This is a genomic window from Paenibacillus sp. JCM 10914 (assembly GCF_001315105.1).
Lineage (GTDB): Bacteria > Bacillota > Bacilli > Paenibacillales > Paenibacillaceae > Paenibacillus_AQ.
Map to the genome: position 1 here is coordinate 20,251 of NZ_BAZR01000036.1, position 17,007 is coordinate 37,257.

Annotated in this window: 14 protein-coding genes and 1 pseudogene; 12 read left to right on the forward strand and 3 right to left on the reverse strand. The window is 47.2% G+C overall.

Features of this window, described 5'->3' with window-relative positions; translation table 11 throughout:
- Positions 1-37 precede the first annotated feature (37 nt).
- Entirely contained in the window at positions 38-1,057 is a 1,020-nt protein-coding gene (locus JCM10914_RS24815) for an MBL fold metallo-hydrolase (protein ID WP_023966086.1), read from the forward strand.
- A gap of 197 nt (positions 1,058-1,254) precedes the next feature.
- Positions 1,255-2,880, forward strand: coding sequence for an ABC-F family ATP-binding cassette domain-containing protein (locus JCM10914_RS24820; protein ID WP_023966088.1), 1,626 nt, complete (start codon positions 1,255-1,257; stop codon positions 2,878-2,880).
- Between the two features lie 86 nt (positions 2,881-2,966).
- Here JCM10914_RS24820 and JCM10914_RS24825 read toward each other — a convergent pair whose 3' ends face one another.
- A complete protein-coding gene (locus JCM10914_RS24825; protein WP_023966090.1) occupies positions 2,967-3,155 on the reverse strand; it encodes a hypothetical protein in 189 nt (62 codons plus the stop codon).
- 154 nt (positions 3,156-3,309) lie between these two features.
- Here JCM10914_RS24825 and JCM10914_RS24830 point away from each other — a divergent pair, with 154 nt between their 5' ends.
- Complete coding sequence (locus JCM10914_RS24830) at positions 3,310-4,188, forward strand: cation diffusion facilitator family transporter (protein ID WP_023966092.1); 879 nt, start codon at positions 3,310-3,312, stop codon at positions 4,186-4,188.
- A gap of 122 nt (positions 4,189-4,310) precedes the next feature.
- Here the strand turns inward: JCM10914_RS24830 and JCM10914_RS24835 are convergent, their stop codons facing one another.
- Positions 4,311-4,742: a hypothetical protein gene (locus JCM10914_RS24835; protein WP_023966094.1), complete on the reverse strand. Its 432-nt coding sequence runs from the start codon at positions 4,740-4,742 to the stop codon at positions 4,311-4,313.
- 190 nt (positions 4,743-4,932) lie between these two features.
- On the opposite strand from JCM10914_RS24835, the gene JCM10914_RS24840 reads away from it, so the two are divergent.
- The gene (locus JCM10914_RS24840; RefSeq protein WP_023966096.1) at positions 4,933-5,511 is read left to right on the forward strand and encodes a hypothetical protein; all 579 of its coding nucleotides are present in this window, start codon (positions 4,933-4,935) and stop codon (positions 5,509-5,511) included.
- Between the two features lie 179 nt (positions 5,512-5,690).
- Positions 5,691-7,196 (forward strand): DHA2 family efflux MFS transporter permease subunit, encoded by a 1,506-nt coding sequence (locus tag JCM10914_RS24845; protein ID WP_023966098.1) that lies wholly within the window; start codon positions 5,691-5,693, stop codon positions 7,194-7,196.
- Between the two features lie 83 nt (positions 7,197-7,279).
- Here JCM10914_RS24845 and JCM10914_RS28635 read toward each other — a convergent pair whose 3' ends face one another.
- Positions 7,280-7,447 carry a DUF1328 domain-containing protein gene (locus JCM10914_RS28635; protein ID WP_036720028.1) on the reverse strand — a complete coding sequence of 56 codons (168 nt, stop codon included), beginning with the start codon at positions 7,445-7,447 and terminating at the stop codon, positions 7,280-7,282.
- A gap of 210 nt (positions 7,448-7,657) precedes the next feature.
- Here JCM10914_RS28635 and JCM10914_RS24850 point away from each other — a divergent pair, with 210 nt between their 5' ends.
- The 7 genes and pseudogenes from JCM10914_RS24850 (at position 7,658) to JCM10914_RS24880 (ending at position 16,918) form a co-directional block, all read left to right on the forward strand.
- A complete protein-coding gene (locus tag JCM10914_RS24850; protein WP_036720029.1) occupies positions 7,658-8,182 on the forward strand; it encodes a DUF948 domain-containing protein in 525 nt (174 codons plus the stop codon).
- A 49-nt stretch (positions 8,183-8,231) separates the two neighbouring features.
- Complete coding sequence (locus JCM10914_RS24855; protein WP_023966104.1) at positions 8,232-8,771, forward strand: hypothetical protein; 540 nt, start codon at positions 8,232-8,234, stop codon at positions 8,769-8,771.
- Positions 8,772-8,866: 95 nt separating this feature from the next.
- Positions 8,867-9,208, forward strand: coding sequence for a general stress protein (locus tag JCM10914_RS24860; protein WP_023966106.1), 342 nt, complete (start codon positions 8,867-8,869; stop codon positions 9,206-9,208).
- Positions 9,209-9,463: 255 nt separating this feature from the next.
- A complete protein-coding gene (locus JCM10914_RS24865; RefSeq protein ID WP_023966108.1) occupies positions 9,464-10,639 on the forward strand; it encodes a PP2C family protein-serine/threonine phosphatase in 1,176 nt (391 codons plus the stop codon).
- Positions 10,636-14,295 carry a response regulator gene (locus JCM10914_RS24870; RefSeq protein WP_023966110.1) on the forward strand — a complete coding sequence of 1,220 codons (3,660 nt, stop codon included), beginning with the start codon at positions 10,636-10,638 and terminating at the stop codon, positions 14,293-14,295. Before JCM10914_RS24865 ends, JCM10914_RS24870 begins: the two co-directional genes overlap by 4 nt.
- Before the next feature lie 60 nt (positions 14,296-14,355).
- Positions 14,356-15,225, forward strand: coding sequence for a protein-glutamate O-methyltransferase CheR (locus JCM10914_RS24875; RefSeq protein WP_036720021.1), 870 nt, complete (start codon positions 14,356-14,358; stop codon positions 15,223-15,225).
- Positions 15,226-15,245: 20 nt separating this feature from the next.
- Positions 15,246-16,918 (forward strand): annotated as a pseudogene (locus JCM10914_RS24880) (response regulator).
- The last annotated feature ends 89 nt before the right edge of the window (positions 16,919-17,007 follow it).

Here is a 17,007-nt window from a genome sequence, read left to right on the forward strand (position 1 = left end):
AAGGTAAAATACAAAGATGATGGAAGGAGGAGGATGCATGCCAAAAATCCGCTATAACAATATCGATAACGTCAGCACAGATAAAACATTGAAGCAATTCAGGCAGTGGCGCGACGAACGTCGTCAGAAAAAGAAGGATTATTCTTATGTCATTCCGAATCTGACGCCGGATCTTCAGTATTTGCATAGCAATCGGCACGAAACTTCCGTTACCTGGATCGGTCACGCTACATTCTTTATTCAATATGAAGGGATGAATATTATTACCGATCCCGTATGGGCGAAGCGAATGGGCTTCAATAAACGGCTGGGCGAACCTGGAGTGCCCATTCATGAGATTCCCCCGATTGACGTCATTCTGATCTCGCATTCCCACTATGATCATATGCATTTTGCCTCGATACGCAAGCTGTATCGGGCGGATACGACCATTATCGTTCCGATCGGTCTTGGACGCAAAATGATAAATAAAGGCTTCCGCAGCGTCATCGAGATGCAGTGGTGGGAAGCTCATTCCATTGGTAACGTGAAATTCTCGTTCGTGCCGACACAGCATTGGACTCGGCGGACGCCGTTCGACACGAACACATCGCATTGGGGCGGCTTTGTCATGGAGCCTGTTCTGCAGGATCGTCCACCTAAAGAACCTCTGCCAGAGGATACCCAATGCGAGATTGGAGCCGCTTCCGAGTCGGGTTCCAGACTGCTTCCACCGAATCTCTATTTTGCTGGAGACAGCGGATATTTCCAGGGCTTCAAGTTGATTGGAGAGCGATTCAACATTCATCTTGCGTTAATGCCAATCGGTGCTTATGAGCCGGAATGGTTCATGACCTCACAGCACGTCAATCCGGAAGAAGCACTGCAGGCCTTTCAGGATGTGCAGGCCGAGACGATGATTCCCATGCATTACGGTACGTTTAAGCTTGCAGACGATACGGCCAGAGAAGCGCTGGACCGGATGGAGACCGAACGTAAGCGGCTTGGCATTGCCGAGGAACGTATTCAAGTGTTGAAATATGGCGAGACCTTCAAGATTCAGCCGGAATGCCGCTAGTTTGGGGAAGCTTCAACGTGTTAAATATTAGGATCATGAAAGACCTATCCTCTGAATGCCAGGCAGAGCAACAAGCCGCGCATGCAGGAGGTTATATTTGTTTAAAACTGTTTTATATCCACCCCAGGCTTCGATAACAGTCCCAGTTGTGCTATAATGTGCTGAAACCAATAGTGATAAAAGGATGGTAATGCTTAATGATCAGTACAAGCGGCGTAACGCTCCGCTATGGAAAACGAGCACTATTTGAAGATGTCAATATAAAATTCACCCCAGGCAACTGCTACGGTTTGATCGGTGCCAACGGTGCAGGGAAATCAACTTTCCTCAAAATTCTCTCCGGGGACATCGAGCCGAACCAAGGCGAAGTGCATATGACGCCGAACGAACGGATGGCCGTTCTGAAGCAGAACCATTACGAATACGATCAGTACCCTGTACTGGAGACGGTTATTATGGGGCATGCACGTCTGTATAGCATCATGAAAGAAAAGGATGCACTTTATGCGAAGGCAGATTTCTCTGAAGAGGATGGCATGCGTGCAGGCGAACTCGAAGGCGAGTTTGCCGAGCTGAACGGATGGGATGCAGAGCCTGATGCGGCTGCACTCCTGATTGGTCTTGGCATTCCTCGCGAGCTGCATGACAACAAAATGTCCGAGCTGAGCGGGAATGAGAAGGTACGCGTCCTCTTGGCACAAGCTTTGTTCGGTCGGCCGCATAACCTGCTGCTGGATGAGCCTACGAACCACTTGGATCTGGAATCGATTCAATGGCTCGAGAACTTCTTGATGGACTATGAAGGCACCGTTATCGTTGTATCCCATGACCGTCACTTCCTGAACAAAGTATGTACGCATATTGCGGACATCGACTTTGGCAAGATTCAGATGTATGTCGGCAACTACGATTTCTGGTACGAATCCAGTAAGCTGGCGCTTGAGCTTCAACGGGATGCCAATAAGAAGAAGGAAGAGAAGATTAAGGAATTGCAAGCCTTTATTCAGCGTTTCTCCGCGAATGCTTCGAAATCGAAGCAGGCGACTTCTCGTAAGAAACAGCTTGATAAGATTACGCTTGAGGATCTTCGTCCTTCAAACCGTAAATATCCGTTTCTTCATTTCAAGCCGGAACGTGAAGCGGGTAAACAACTGCTTACCGTTGAAGGTATTACCAAGTCGCTCGACGGTGAGAAAGTGCTGGATAATGTCAGCTTTGTCGTGAATAAGGGCGACAAGATCGCTTTCGTAGGACCGCATGGTATGCCAAAAACAACGCTGTTCCAGGTCATCACGGGCGAGACCGGGGCGGATGCAGGAGAATACAGCTGGGGTGTAACCACAACCCAAGCCTACTTCCCGAAAGACAACTCCGCCTATTTCGACGGTGTCGACATCAACCTTGTGGAATGGCTTCGTCAATATTCCAAGGATCAAGACGAGACTTTCCTCCGCGGCTTCCTTGGCCGGATGCTGTTCTCCGGTGAAGAAGCATTGAAGAAAGCAAGCGTGCTGTCCGGGGGAGAGAAGGTTCGCTGCATGCTGGCGAAAATGATGCTCAACGGCGCAAACGTGCTTATCTTCGATGAACCGACGAACCACTTGGATCTGGAATCCATTACGGCGCTGAATAACGGATTAATTGATTTTGACGGTACGATTCTATTCACGTCGCATGACCATCAGTTCATTCAGACGATCGCTAACCGAATTATAGAAATTACGCCAAGCGGAATTATCGACCGCAGCATGAGTTACGATGAGTACCTTGAGAGTGAAGAAATCAAGGGCCTGCGTGAGAGTATGTACCCGGTTGAAGCGTAAATGTTCTCCATACGCTATAACTAAAAAAATGCTGCACCTCTTCCTTCAGAGGTTGCAGCATTTTTTGCGTTATTCGCAGCGCTCTTCTACGAGCCACCGGTGCGACGACGCTGATTGTTGGGTTTTTTATTGTTCTGGCTTTGCATTTTTTGCGTGGAACCAGGCTGGAATTGCCCCGGTTTGCCATTCGATGAATGCTGTTGTTTCTTCTGCTCCAGCTTCTGACGGATCGCGTCAGCCAGATTCACCTTGCGTGATTCGTTATTCTCGGGCATGGGATCACCCTCCTCTTCATGTTCGCTTGTCCTCATTTTATTCGTTTTTAAAACGTCCGGCAAGGGCAACAATAAATAATACCATTTTCTACGTACGACAAGTGGATAAATCCCATATACAACAGAGAGGGAGCTCAAAGGAGAGACGCATATCGTGGTGAGTACGTACGATAACATTAAACAAGGAGAGCGCGGCGCTTGGGTTAGCATTGGGGCATATCTTGTTCTGTCCGCGTTCAAAATCTTCAGTGGCTATCTGTTCGCTTCCAGCGCGTTGCTGGCAGATGGCTTCAACAATCTGACGGATATTGTAGCTTCCCTGGCCGTATTGATTGGGCTGCGAATATCTCAGAAGCCGCCGGATTCCAACCATGCCTACGGGCATTTAAGAGCCGAGACGATTGCGGCATTAGTCGCTTCATTCATTATGGCCGTGGTCGGAGTACAAGTGCTGGTAGAAGCCGTGCGTTCATTATTTGAAGGGGCGAAGGAGCCGCCCAATCTATGGGCTGCAGGAGTAGCTGGCGTGTGCGCTCTGGCTATGCTTGGCGTATATCGCTATAACCGTAATTTGGCACGCCGGATCGATAATCAGGCACTCATGGCCGCTGCGAAGGATAACCTGTCGGATGCGTTAGTCAGTACCGGAGCTGCCATTGGTATTATAGGTGCACAGTTCGGTTTGCCCTGGATGGATACCGTGGCGGCAGTAGCTGTGGGTATCATTATTTGCAAGACGGCCTGGGATATATTCAGGGACAGCACATATCGTTTAACGGACGGCTTCGATGAGGAGCGTCTATCGGATATGCGAAGTACCATAGCACAGACTCCAGGGGTGGAGGGAATTAAGGAAGTGAAGGCTCGAATTCATGGCAATCATGTGCTGGTGGATGTCGTCATCGAAGTAGATCCCCATATCAGTGTGCTGGAGGGCCACCATATTAGCGACCGAATCGAGGAGAAGATGAGTCAGGTTCATAATACAATGAATGTGCACATTCATGTTGAGCCTAAGGCACCGCCTAGTTAGTTGATTGCATTAACAAAAGTGTTACTTATATAAAAAGCAGGTCAAGATTGTCCTTGACCTGCTTTTTATAGTAGGTGAGTGCTTATCGCATCAATGCAGCCCGCAAGCTGAACCATATGATATTATTCTATATAAATCCAAGCGGTGCCCTTCCATGTGTAGATCTCCACCCATTCCCCGCCTAACATGACGTCAATGCGGTTACCTGTCGTATCTACTTTCTGTGGAGCCAAGGCCCCCCACTTTTCACCGTTCGGTGCATTGTAGAAATAGACACTATTCGTCAATTCGATCATCGGTGTGGGTACCAGTACAACCTCTTCCGATTTGATAATCGGTTCATCTACCGTAGGGGTAGTATTATTATCCGGGGTGTTGACCACCGTACCGTTAATGGGTTCGGTTACATTGACCGGTTCAGTTTCAGTTTCAGTTACATTGACCGGTTCTGTGACGTCGGTTGGATCTGTGCCATTAACCGGATCTGCACCAGCAACAGCGGCAAAGGATAAGGTAAGGGCTAGGGCTGCAGTAACACTCAACGTTTTTTTCATGGATACAATTCCTCCTTGGGTCCGTAGTATGATTTGACAATAACGTAATAACCACGATTTGGATGTTATGAACCAAGAAAGTTGGGAGTATTTCTCAAATCGTGACAAGTTTCACGGATTCCGATATACTTTTGAGAACGGGAGAACCCAGGCATACTGGGAGTTTCTGCATGGGGGAGGGGGAGCTGTGATGGTACGAAAGAAAAGAACAGCAAGGCGTTTCTTTCTCGGGGTATTGGTGCTATTGCTTGTGATCTTGGGTGCGGCTGTGTGGTTTGTATCTCCTGCGCAGTCACTGGATATGCAATATCGTTCAATTGATTTTAAGGACAAGCTGTTAACGATGCTAGAGAAGCGTGAGCCGAGAATGACGCTCAGTACAGAAGAATTAGGACAACTCAGCAAGAAGAACATGGTGGAATACTTACATTCGCACGATCTAGGTGTGGAGGTTACCGGCGCGGAGTTCATCATGAATGGAACGAGAATGACCGCGAATATTAACGGGCAGTGGGGCTTGATTCCATTTGGTGCCAGTCTAGGTTTTCAAATGTCGGTTGAGGGTAGTCAGCTCCAGCTGGCACATCAATCTACGACCATTCGAGGATTTCCAATCGAGGCAAGTCTGTTTCAATTAGAGCCAATCGTCATTTCCCTAAAGGATTATCTTCCGGATCTGGTTACGATTCGGGATGTAAAGTTTTTGTCCGATGGGCTGGAACTCCATTTTAAAGTGGATTGGATGGCAATCCCATCCTTGTTGAAGTAATATAGTGAGCTTAAGACTCAGGAGAAGGCAGGTCTTCTCCTGAGTCTTTTTTCATATCGCAACGGATCTTTCATGCTTTTATATGTCAATATTGACACTTTGGTTGAAGGCATCTATAATCGGTTAATGCTTGAAAATGAATCGGGCAAGAATGATTATGAAAGAGAGTGAACGCAGACATGGATACCGCTATAAAGGATAGCCCGCAATATTCCTTCAAAAAAGGGCCCATCATCGCGGCATTAATGATCGGAGCCTTTGTTGCCATCTTGAACCAAACCTTGATGAATGTTGCGTTGCCAAGCATTATGGACAATTTGCAAATTATGCCTACGGTAGCTCAGTGGTTAACCACAGGTTTCATGCTGGTGAACGGAGTGTTGATACCTGTAACTGCGTTTTTGATTGCGCGATTTACGACAAGGCAATTATTTATAAGTGCCATGAGTATATTTACGATCGGAACCTTGGTGTGTGCACTTAGTCCGAACTTTGCCGTTCTGTTGTCCGGGCGACTGATCCAAGCTGCTGGGGCCGGGATTTTGATGCCACTCATGACCGTAGTTTTCCTGAATATCTTTCCAATTGAGAACCGCGGGAAAGCGATGGGCATGATGGGGATCGCGATGATTTTTGCGCCGGCCATCGGTCCGACGCTGTCCGGTTACATCGTGGAACATTATGACTGGCGTGTGTTGTTCTACATGATTTTGCCGTTTTCCATGATAGCTACCCTTATCGGAGTGTTTTTTCTCAAGAATGTGACAGATGTCAGCAGACCTAGATTGGATGTACTGGCCGTCATCTTGTCTACGATTGGTTTTGGTGGTTTGTTGTACGGCTTCAGTGATGCCGGGAATGATGGGTTTGGGAGTCCGGTGGTAATCATCACCCTGGCTGTTGGTACACTGGCCCTTATTCTGTTTGTCAGGCGCGAGTTGAAGGTCGATAAACCGATGCTGGAATTCCGCATTTTTAAGTACAATATGTTTACGCTGACTACGTTGATTAATGTCATTGTAACGATGGCTATGTTTGCAGGCATGATTCTGCTTCCGATCTACTTACAACAGATCCGCGGCTTTACACCTGTTGAATCGGGATTATTGATGCTGCCGGGTGCCATACTGATGGGGATCATGTCTCCGATCACTGGCGCCATATTTGACCGGATAGGAGCACGCTGGCTTGCCGTTACCGGGCTTGCCATTACGGTCATCACGACCTGGCAGTTCAGTCATCTCAGCGAGACCATGGAGTACAGTTACATCATGATCATTTATACCGCGCGGATGTTCGGGATGTCTATGTTGATGATGCCGATTCAAACCGCCGGTCTGAATCAATTGCCCCGCAGGCTCAATGCACACGGGACAGCGATGTCCAATACGCTGCGCATGGTGTCCGGCTCCATCGGAACGGCGATTCTGGTCACGGTCATGTCCACCCAGGCATCAAGGCACGGGGAACAATTAATGGCTTCAGGGATGTATGATCCGAATCGGCAGGCCGATTTATTGAAGGTCGGTCACGAGGCTACTATTCACGGTATTAATTATGCATTCGTGATTGCAACCTGGATCGCGGCAGTTTCCTTTGTGCTGGCTTTCTTCATCAAACGGACCCAGCCACAGGAAGAGGCGGGTTCAGTCGATAATCAAGAGGCGGCTGCGACGAAAGATTAAGACTCAACAACATAAAAAGTCCCTTACCGTAATCAAAGCGGTAAGGGACTTTTTGATTTCAATGGTTTGTAGTGGCGCTTGCGTCACATACTTCGTCTGCTGCGCCCGGTAAAGAGCGAGATAACGAACAGGACAACAAAGATAAAGAATAGAACTTTGGCGATACTGGCCGCGGCCTCAACGATTCCGAAGAATCCGAAGATCCCGGCAATCAACGCAATAACTAAAAAGATAACAGACCATTTTAACATCATATTCACCCTGCTTTCTTGAGTTCAGATTTTAGGTCTGGGCGTAGTCTCCAGCCCCTTCGTAGTGTTCATTTAACCTTTGTCTGAGAGGATGAAACAAAGTGGAGATGAGTGGCAGTTCTGGAAGTCTCCTGTTGTTTCGTGAATAGAGGGGAAGGGTAACTATTGCATAACCAAATCAACAACATACTGGAAAGTGAGGTCATACGGATGATAACTCAGATTAGTATTGCCGTTATCGCGGTTGCATTTGTTGTCCTGGTATTCTTCTTAATTAAAACGCTGAATGCAGCAACGCAATCGCTTGATAGGGTAAATCAGACACTTCAAGACGTTCAGAAGACGGTGGACGAATTGACGTACGAAATCAAGCAAACGATTCGCAATACGAATGAAATAACCGTCGATGTGCAGCACAAGATGAAGCAGATTGACCCAGTCATGGATACCGTCAAGAATCTGGGAGAGGCTTTAAGTGAGGTCACTTACGCGGTTAAACAAGTTTCTTCCGGTTTGGTTAGCCGGTTCAAGCAATCCAAAGTCGAGCAGCAGGTTGAGAAAGTGGCAGCTCCTCAAGCGCCCGTAAGGGCAGAAGATCGTACCTTCCAGTCGTATGATGCTGCAACGCAGCCGTCTAAGGCAGAGGAGAAATCTTCTTCTGGACGAAACTGGTTAGCATATGTAGACACAGCTGTTGGTTTATGGAGCAGTATCCGCCGTCAGAAAGCAAGATAATACAGGAGAATCTGCTTTGCCGTGAACGATCACGAAAGGAGGAGGTCGCATGTGGAATTTCATCATCATTATGACAGCAGGGTTATGGGTGTTTTCTGGCTCCGGAGGTGGCGGAACCGTGCCTTCGGATACGTCAGGAATGTCACAACCCGTCGTTGTACATGCATGGCTTGATGTTGAACAGGCACACACCAGCGACAACCAACTGAAGAGCTATGGGACTTTGAATGGTATTTCCTTATCGGATAGCAAGCAAGATGTTATATCGAAACTTGGATCTCCTGCTCAGATCGAACATGAACCGCTCAGCGGGATTGCGGTATTTCGTTACCCGGATATGGAAGTAGGGATTCGTAGCGGTTATACGGAATACGTTCATGTGAAACCTTCAGCAACTTCCTTTCAGGTTGATGGCCAGCGTATTGGCATGACAACCAATCAAATTCGGGCAAGCTTAGGTGAGCCGTATTTTCGGGCAGAAGATGGTGATGTGTACCTGGAGAACAACAACGCTCTCAAGGTATTCATGGATCGGGACAGCGGTGATATTATAGGAGTCGATTTATTTTTTGATTATAGTGATTCATGATGTTTCAATGCTTGGGGATATGGTTAATAACCTTTGGACTATAACCTAAGCTGATCGATATTTACGATTTATACGAATTAGGGGAGGTTGTTATTATGGAATCTACGAACATGAAGTCTTACGCTAAAGTGGTTGAGAATGGAACACAGGCGGTACATGAAGTGCAGAACCTGCGGCAATCCGGATATGATCATGAACGAATCTTCGTGCTGGCGCATGATTCGGATATGACAAGCCGAATTGTGGATGTGGCGGATGCCAACGAGGTGGGCATTAAAGAGGAAGGCGTGATAGATGCCTTTGCGAATCTGTTCCGCTCACGTGGTGATGAGCTTCGTGCAAAAATCGTATCACTTGGATTTACGGAGGCGGAAGCGGGATTTTATGAGAAACAATTGGATCTTGGGAAAGTGCTGGTCGTCGCGAGAAAAGAGTAGAGACTTTCGGGATAACGGGAGTTTGATTCGTACCGAAAGCATAAGATATAGGTCTAGAAACATAGATAAGGAATGGGACTGTTCGGGTCTCATTCCTTATCTATGTTTTGAAAGAAGGTTCCAGACGCCTGTTAAAAGTGGAATATTCAAGTTCCGATGCCTTTTTCTATGCCAAATGTGAAGAGACATATTATAGTATAATAGTAGGAAAAGGATTTCTATCGTATAAATCGCGTTACGTTAAAGGAGAGGACAATGAGAATATTAATCGTAGACGACAATCCGACTAACGTCATCATTATTCGAGAAATCTTGAAGAAAGAAAACTACCAGGATACCGTGACTGCAACCTCTGCGCTGGAGATGCTGGAACGACTCGGCATTGATAGAAGTCGTGATGAGCAGCGCCCTGGAAGAGTAGATATAGATCTGATTCTGCTAGATATGATGATGCCGGAGATGGATGGGATTGAGGCTTGCCGGATTGTACAGCAGTACGAGCATTTAAGGGATATCCCGATTATTATGGTAACGGCCGTGGGCGATTCCAAGAAGTTGGCGGAAGCACTCGACGCAGGAGCCGTCGACTACGTTACGAAGCCGATCAATAAGGTTGAGCTGATGGCTCGCATTCGGCTGGCTCTTCGCTTGAAGCATGAGAAGGATTGGCATATTGAGCGGGAACAGCGGGTGCAGGACGAACTGAGACTCGCTGCGATGGTTCAGAATGCCGTGCTGAGTTCTCCTATTGTTGACGAACGGTTTGAGATTCATGCATTGTATCAGCCATCGGCTGAGTTGGCGGGTGATTTGTATGCCTGGTATCCCCTGGGTGAGGGACGCTACGGCGTCATTTTGCTTGATATGATGGGGCACGGTATTTCGTCCTCCTTGTTCTGCATGTTCATCGCTTCCGTTCTCAAGGATACCGTGACCACATATGTTGAACCGGAGAAGGTCATTCAGGAATTAAACCGGAGATTTAATCAGCTACACCTCGAAAATCAGCTCATACAGTACTATTTTACGGCGATATATCTCGTGGTCGATACTCGTCAGAGAAAAGTCGATTATGTGAATGCCGGGCATCCGCCAGCGCTGTTCTTCCAAGGTAACGGTGAAGTGAGTACGCTGGATCAAGGTTGCTGCCCGGTTGGCCTGTTTGATCGGATTGAGGGCATGGAACCGAGAAGTTTCCATTATGAAGGGGATGGCCATCTGGTCATGTATACCGACGGGCTTCTGGAGATTGTAGAGGGCGGTCATGATGAGAAGCTGCAATATCTAAAGGACCATCTTGGCGGTTCTCATCAATGGAGAGAAGAGGAAATGAAAGAACAATATTTCGTAGATGATCCATCGCAGGAGCGAGAGGACGATAAATGCTTGGTATGGATATCACTTAAAGAAGGAGAGGAAGCAAATCAATGAGGCTTAAAAGCAAGTTAGTCATTGGTTTCGTTACTTTAATCGCACTCATGTTGGTGCTGACTTTGATCGGGTATGACCGAATCAGTTATATGAACAGTCAATTGGAAACGATCTATGCCGAGCGCTACCAGAAAGTGCGTAATGCCAGCGGCATGCGTGGTGAAGTGAACAACATGGCGCGCGAGCTGACGAACATCATACTAAGCAACGATCGATCAACGTTCGAGGTATCCAAACAAGAGGTGGAATCGATAGCTGCAAGGGCGATGGAACACTTTGCAGAGATTAAAGAGAGCAATAATACGGCAGAAGAACAGCAGCTTATTGTGCGAATAGAACGTGCGATGAATGATTATATCGTGTATCAGAACAAGACATTGGATTTGCTTGCAGAAGATAACCTTGCAGAGGCCAACGCTCTTCGAAATGCAAGCGGCCAAGCTGTCCAAGTCGAAATGCTGACTAGCTTAAATGAACTGAGCGGCTATGAGAATCAGAAGATTAACGATGACATTTCGGCGGCTGAAGCAGCATATGATCGTTCTGTGCAATTATTCATTTATATTATGGCTGGCGGTTTGTTAATCGGGTTACTTATTATTCTATGGATCCTGCCAAGCATTACGCGCGGCATTAATGTGGTTAATATGATGCTCAAGAGTTTCGGCGAGGGTCGTTTAAAGGCGATCCGTCGTATCAAGATCACGTCGAAAGATGAATTTGGTGATGTTGCGCGCGTCTTTAAAGACTTGTCGGAGGACATTCTAAAGAAACAAGAAATCGAGGAATCCTATCTTCAAGCCCAGCGTGATCAGTCTTGGATCAACTCTAACATGGCCAGAATAACCGAACTGCTTGAAGGGATTAATTCGCTTGAGGAGATCGGTCAGAAATTTATTAGTGAGTTTACCCCTATTCTGGGTGGACACTACGGAGCCATTTATATTCGCCAGGAAGATAAAGATCCGAACAAATTAGAGATGAAAGGCTCGTATGCGCATGAAGGCGGGGAAGAGCCGAAGCATCACTTTATGATCGGTGAAGGACTCGTGGGTCAAGTGGCGCTTGATAAGAAACCAATCGTACTCAAGAGCCCGCCTGAGGGTTATATGAAAGTGCAGTCTGCATGGGGATCAGCGAAACCGGCTTCGATTGCGATCTATCCTTTATTGTTTGAGAATGAATTGCTCGGCGTTGTGGAACTAGCTTCCTTTGAAGATATAACCTCGCTGCAAGAGCAGTTGTTATCTCAGCTGAGTCAGTCACTCGGTATTATTCTGAACAATATTACCGGACGTCTTCGTGTGGAACAACTGCTCCGCGAATCGCAAGCGATGACAGAAGAACTGCAGGTGCAGTCCGAGGAGCTACAGACCCAACAAGAGGAACTGCGTCGTTCCAATGAGAATCTGGAAGAGCAGACCGAAGCGCTGAAGCGTTCAGAGGACTTGCTGCAGCGGCAGCAGGAAGAACTGGAACATTACAATACGGAATTGGTAGCTAAGACTAGAGCGCTTGAGGATCAAGTGCAAGAGGTTGAAGAGAAGAATGATGAAATTGAGAAAGCCCGGATGCAACTGGAACAGCAAGCGAAACAGCTCTCCGTAACAACCAAATACAAATCGGAATTCATGGCGAACATGTCGCATGAACTGCGGACTCCGCTGAACAGTCTGCTCATTTTGTCACAGCTGCTGTCTGAGAATAAGGACGGGAACTTAAGCAGTAAGCAGATCGAGTATGCTCAGACCATCTATATGTCGGGTTCGGACCTGCTCAAGATGATCGATGAGATTCTCGACCTGTCCAAGGTCGATGCGGGTAAGATGGAGATTAATTATGAGGATGTTCAGCTGAACGAGATTGAATCGTTTGTCGAGCAGAACTTTGCAGCGGTGGCTTCTCGTAAGCACATTAATCTGAAAGTAAGCATTAGCGAAGATTTGCCGAAAAGCATCGTAACCGACAGCCATCGCTTGAAGCAAGTGCTGCGTAATTTGTTGTCCAACGCTTTTAAGTTTACCAATCATGGCTCGGTAGAGGTTCAAGTGGAGCGTGCGGATAATGACAAGCTTCCGATTTACCTGAGTACAGAAGCTGATTATGTTGCGTTCTCTGTCATAGATACGGGGATTGGTATCCCGTCGGACAAAACCGATCTCATATTCGAGGCGTTCCAGCAGGTTGATGGCACGACAAGCAGACAATATGGCGGCACGGGTCTTGGCCTGTCAATCAGCCGCGAGCTCTCGCGCCTGCTTGGTGGTGGTATTGTCGTTGAATCGGAAGAGGGCAAGGGCAGCAGCTTCACGCTGATCCTGCCATCAAGCTTGCCGGAGGCAGAGCAGATTGAAGAGGCAGCGGCGACGACTGAGGTGCCGCAACCTAACAATCTCATCGTACCCAAAGCCAAACTGGTGACAACCGAAGTGCATTCCGCCGTACAAATCGAGGATGACCGCAATAACTTAGGACCAACGGATAAGGTATTGCTTATCGTTGAAGATGATGTCAAGTTCGCGAAGATTCTGCTTGATATGGCACGAGGGCGCGGATTCAAAGCGCTGGTCGCTCTTCAAGGCGATGTCGGTCTGGAGATGGCGAAGTCTTATCGACCGGATGCCATTATTCTGGATATCCAGCTTCCGGTAATTGATGGCTGGTCCGTCATGGGCGAACTGAAGAGTTCAGCCGTGACAAGGCATATACCGGTGCATGTCATCTCGGTTGTGGATGAAGTGAAGCAAGGTTTGATGATGGGAGCGATCGCGTACCTGAAGAAGCCATCATCGAGAGAATCGCTTGAGGGAGCTTTCACGCAGATTGAATCATATACCGAGAAATCGATGAAGCATCTGCTCATCGTGGAGGATGATGAGATCCAGCGCAAATCGATTATAGAGCTGATCGGACACGATGATGTCTCCATTACGGCCGTATCGACCGGAGCAGAGGCGCTCAGTGAACTGCGTAAGCAGCGATATGACTGTATGGTGCTTGACCTCATGCTAACGGATATGACAGGCTTCCAGTTGCTGGATCAGATCCGGGACGATGAGAATCTGGTCGATCTTCCGATAATAATCTATACGGGTAAGGATTTGAATTCGAAAGAAGAATTGCAGCTTCGCAAATATGCGGAATCCATCATCATCAAAGATGTGAAGTCTCCAGAACGTCTGTTGGATGAGACGACATTGTTCTTGCATCGAATCGAAGCGGACTTGCCGGAAGATAAACGAAAGATTCTGCAGAAACTGCATAATAAAGAGGAATTATTCGAGGGTAAGAAGATCTTGCTTGTCGATGATGATATTCGTAACGTGTTCGCATTGTCGAGCGTGCTTGAAGGCTACAATATGGAAGTAACGTTTGCTGAGAATGGCCGCGAAGCGATTGAAGTTCTTGAGAACAACCCGGATCATTACGATCTGGTCCTCATGGACATGATGATGCCGGAGATGGATGGATATGAGGCGATGCGCCGCTTGCGAGCCATGCCGCAGTTCGATAAATTACCTATTATCGCTTTAACGGCCAAGGCAATGAAGGAAGATCGCGCGAAATGTATCGAAGCGGGGGCTTCTGATTATATGAAGAAGCCAATCCAAACCGAACAGCTCCTGTCGCTTATGCGAGTGTGGTTGTATTCGTAAACCATTATTATGGGTAAAGTACAACTAGCAAATAATACTTGGAAAGCGGTGCAAGCTGAAATGTCATCAACGGATCATACTGAAACATCGGATCTGTCTTTAGAGGACAGTCGACGAGAACTGGAGCAGATCGAGATCGAACTTCTTCTGGAGGGAATTCATCGTCACTATGGCTACGATTTTCGCAATTATGCGATTCCTTCCATCAGACGAAGAATCTGGCATCATGTACATGCAGAAGGGGTTTCAACGATCTCGGCACTTCAGGATAAGGTTCTGCATGACCGAGCGTGCTTTGAGCGGCTGATCTATAATCTGTCGATACCGGTGACGGAAATGTTCAGGGACCCTAAACTGTTTCTGACATTCAGGCAGAAGGTCGTCCCGTTGCTTCGCACGTATCCGTATATCAGAATCTGGCATGCCGGGTGCTCGACGGGAGAAGAAGTTTACTCCATGGCCATTCTTCTCCATGAAGAAGGGCTGTATGAGAAGTCTCGAATTTATGCAACCGATATGAATTCCCGCTCATTGCAGCAAGCCAAGGAAGGCGTATTTGATATTAAACGGATGAAACAATATACGAAGAACTACATGGAGGCGGGTGGTAATCGCTCGTTCTCCGAATATTATACTGCAAAGTACAATTCCGTCATCTTCCAGCCGTTCCTGAAGAAGAATATGATCTTTGCCGAACATAATCTGGCTACGGATCGCTCGTTTAATGAGTTTAACGTGATTTTTTGCAGGAATGTCATGATCTATTTCAACGATCAGCTTAGAGATCATGTACACGGGTTGTTCCATGAAAGTCTGAGTCACTTTGGGATATTGGTGCTGGGTGCGAAGGAATCGATACACTTTACGAATTACAGCGAGTCATATGAAACGCTGGATCGTGTCGAGAAGATTTACCGCAAGATCAAATAGAAGTTCAGTAGGAGGATTCCATGGGGTTTCACGAACCGATTCATATACTGTTGGTAGATGACCGCCCGGAAAACTTACTTGCGCTTGAGGCTGTTCTGGACAGTGAGATGTATACGCTGATAAAGGCTACATCGGGGGAAGAAGCTTTGCGTTATCTCCTGAAGTATGACTTTGCCGTTATTGTTCTAGATGTTCAAATGCCCGGCATGGACGGGATCGAGACGGCGAGGTTGATCAAGGCAAGAGACAAAACCAAGGACATCCCGATCATATTTATATCCGCGAACAGCAAGGAAGCCGAGCATCTCTTTGCGGGATACTCTGCTGGAGCGATCGATTATATGGTTAAGCCGTTTATCCCTCAAATCTTGAAGTCGAAGATCGAGGGTTTTGTCGATATGTACCAGACGAACAACCGGATCAAAGCGCAATCTATGCAGCTGCACCAGAAGACGCAGGAGCTCGAGAAGATCAACCAGGAACTTATTATTGCGAAGGAAGCTGCAGAAAGCGCAGTAAAGGCTAAGACCGAATTCCTCGCCATGATGAGTCATGAGATTCGGACCCCGATGAATGGTGTGATTGGCATGATTGATTTGCTGATGGACAGTGATCTTCAGGATGAGCAGCGTGAATATACTTCCATTATCCGTAACAGTGCGGATGCATTAATTACGATTATTAATGACATTCTGGATTTCTCCAAGATGGAATCCGGCAAAATGGAGCTCGAGGAATACCCGTTTGATCTGAGATCCTGTATTCAGGAAGTGTTCGGACTCTTCTCCGGGGAAGCCTCCAAGAAGAATTTGAAGCTGTCCTACTTCATTGAGGACCGTATACCGGCTATGGTGTTTGGCGATATGGGCCGACTTCGGCAGGTGCTGATGAATCTGGTGTCCAATGCGCTGAAATTCACAAATGAAGGAGGGGTCTATCTCGTTGCTTCTCTCGCAAATGTGGAGGGTAACAGATTAACGCTCGAATTTACGGTGAAGGATACGGGGATTGGCATATCTGCGGACAAAATCGATCGCTTGTTCAAACCGTTCTCACAGCTCGACTCCTCTATGACACGTCGTTACGGGGGGACGGGTCTTGGTTTGGCTATCAGTAAATCACTTGTGCAGTTAATGGGTGGAGACATCACAGTGGAATCCCAAGAGAAGAAGGGAGCCACCTTCGTCTTCACGATATGTGTTCAGACGTTCGAGGATGAAGACCAGAGATTGCTCGAAGACGACTATAACGTTAAATTGCGGGTTCATGGCGAGAGCCAGCCCAATATTCTAGTAGTGGACGATCATCGATTAATCGGAAGTTGTTGGACAGTATACTCGGGAAGATGGGAATCAAGGCCGATATGGCTGAGAACGGTAAGCAGGCTGTCGAGATGGTGGTTGAAGGCTCCACATTCTACGATATGATCTTTATGGATCTACAGATGCCCGTGATGGATGGCCTGGAAGCAGCAAGACAGATCCGTCAACGCTTACCTCACCAATACAATCCGGTCATGGTGGCGATGACAGCTAATGTGATGGAGGGTATCCAGAAACGCTGCAACGAGGCGGGGATGAACGAATATATAAGTAAGCCTGTCAAGATTAATTGCGTTAAACATCTATTATTACGCTATACTGCGGATGATTTTGATGGGAGCTCCGAGTTCTATAGGTTGAGTAGTGGATAGAAGTGGAATGATTGAAATGGGCAATTGTTGTTTCAAGTATTGTGATATGGGGTTATTCAAAGAGAACACATTATTTTTTTTGGGAGAGA

Excerpts from the sequence above, each read along its gene's own strand:
- JCM10914_RS24855 (WP_023966104.1), top strand. The coding sequence starts at position 8,232 with ATGTGGAATTTCATCATCATTATGACAGCAGGGTTATGGGTGTTTTCT.
- JCM10914_RS24860 (WP_023966106.1), top strand. The coding sequence starts at position 8,867 with ATGGAATCTACGAACATGAAGTCTTACGCTAAAGTGGTTGAGAATGGA.
- JCM10914_RS24845 (WP_023966098.1), top strand. The coding sequence starts at position 5,691 with ATGGATACCGCTATAAAGGATAGCCCGCAATATTCCTTCAAAAAAGGG.
- JCM10914_RS24820 (WP_023966088.1), top strand. The coding sequence starts at position 1,255 with ATGATCAGTACAAGCGGCGTAACGCTCCGCTATGGAAAACGAGCACTA.
- JCM10914_RS24870 (WP_023966110.1), top strand. The coding sequence starts at position 10,636 with ATGAGGCTTAAAAGCAAGTTAGTCATTGGTTTCGTTACTTTAATCGCA.
- JCM10914_RS24875 (WP_036720021.1), top strand. The coding sequence starts at position 14,356 with ATGTCATCAACGGATCATACTGAAACATCGGATCTGTCTTTAGAGGAC.
- JCM10914_RS24825 (WP_023966090.1), bottom strand. The coding sequence starts at position 3,155 with ATGCCCGAGAATAACGAATCACGCAAGGTGAATCTGGCTGACGCGATC.
- JCM10914_RS24835 (WP_023966094.1), bottom strand. The coding sequence starts at position 4,742 with ATGAAAAAAACGTTGAGTGTTACTGCAGCCCTAGCCCTTACCTTATCC.
- JCM10914_RS28635 (WP_036720028.1), bottom strand. The coding sequence starts at position 7,447 with ATGTTAAAATGGTCTGTTATCTTTTTAGTTATTGCGTTGATTGCCGGG.
- JCM10914_RS24850 (WP_036720029.1), top strand. The coding sequence starts at position 7,658 with ATGATAACTCAGATTAGTATTGCCGTTATCGCGGTTGCATTTGTTGTC.
- JCM10914_RS24815 (WP_023966086.1), top strand. The coding sequence starts at position 38 with ATGCCAAAAATCCGCTATAACAATATCGATAACGTCAGCACAGATAAA.
- JCM10914_RS24865 (WP_023966108.1), top strand. The coding sequence starts at position 9,464 with ATGAGAATATTAATCGTAGACGACAATCCGACTAACGTCATCATTATT.
- JCM10914_RS24840 (WP_023966096.1), top strand. The coding sequence starts at position 4,933 with ATGGTACGAAAGAAAAGAACAGCAAGGCGTTTCTTTCTCGGGGTATTG.